Consider the following 650-nt stretch of genomic DNA (forward strand, 5'->3'; position numbering starts at 1 on the left):
ATGCAGATCCCCCAATATCGGCTTTCGATACTTGGTGATAAACACCAAATGTACGTGCAAAGCGTAGGCCGCATGGCGTGATTTATTAATTTTAGTGAATTGCATTCTGTCACTCAATCGGGCTTAATAGATATGGCAATAATGCTGCACACTGAGCGCTAAATGCAAATTCTGAAAGCCTACAAATTCCGACTCGAACCGACAGCCCAACAAGCGCAACGCCTGCACCAGTTGGGCGGTTGTGCTCGTTATGTCTGGAATCACGGGCTGGCAGAGACAAAGCGCATTCTGGATGCTGGCGAAAAACTACCTTCTGCCTTCGAGCTGAACCGGATGCTCACCAGTTGGAAGAAAGACCCAGAAATGGCCTTTCTGACCGAGGCATATACCGACAACCTCCAGCAGAAACTCAAAGACTTGCACGGCGCGTGGATGCGCTGCTTTGATAAAAAACTCGCTGCCAAGGCTCCCGTTTTCAAGAAGAAAAGCGACAACCGCGACTCGATCCGCTTCGTCAACTTTGACAAGTATTGCCGCCTTGAAAAAGGTCGCGTGAAGCTTCCTGCCGGGCTGGCGTGGGTCAAGTTTCGCCAGTCCCAGCCAGTTGAAGGAAAAATTAAAAACGCGACCGTCAGCCAAGCAGCCGGGCA

The 650-nt window shown here is 50.6% G+C and carries 1 protein-coding gene and 1 pseudogene; one reads left to right on the forward strand and one right to left on the reverse strand.

What is annotated here, in order from left to right; all coding sequences use genetic code 11:
- Positions 1-105: pseudogene (locus MUW49_RS19985) on the reverse strand (IS200/IS605 family transposase); the annotation flags it as partial.
- Positions 106-162: 57 nt separating this feature from the next.
- On the opposite strand from MUW49_RS19985, the gene MUW49_RS19990 reads away from it, so the two are divergent.
- Positions 163-650, forward strand: a 488-nt coding sequence (locus MUW49_RS19990) for a helix-turn-helix domain-containing protein (protein WP_244813115.1), incomplete at its 3' end; no start/stop codon positions are given.

The sequence above is a fragment of the Aeromonas sp. LsrichE-8G genome, from assembly GCF_022869435.1.
Classification (GTDB): Bacteria; Pseudomonadota; Gammaproteobacteria; order Enterobacterales; family Aeromonadaceae; genus Aeromonas; species Aeromonas caviae.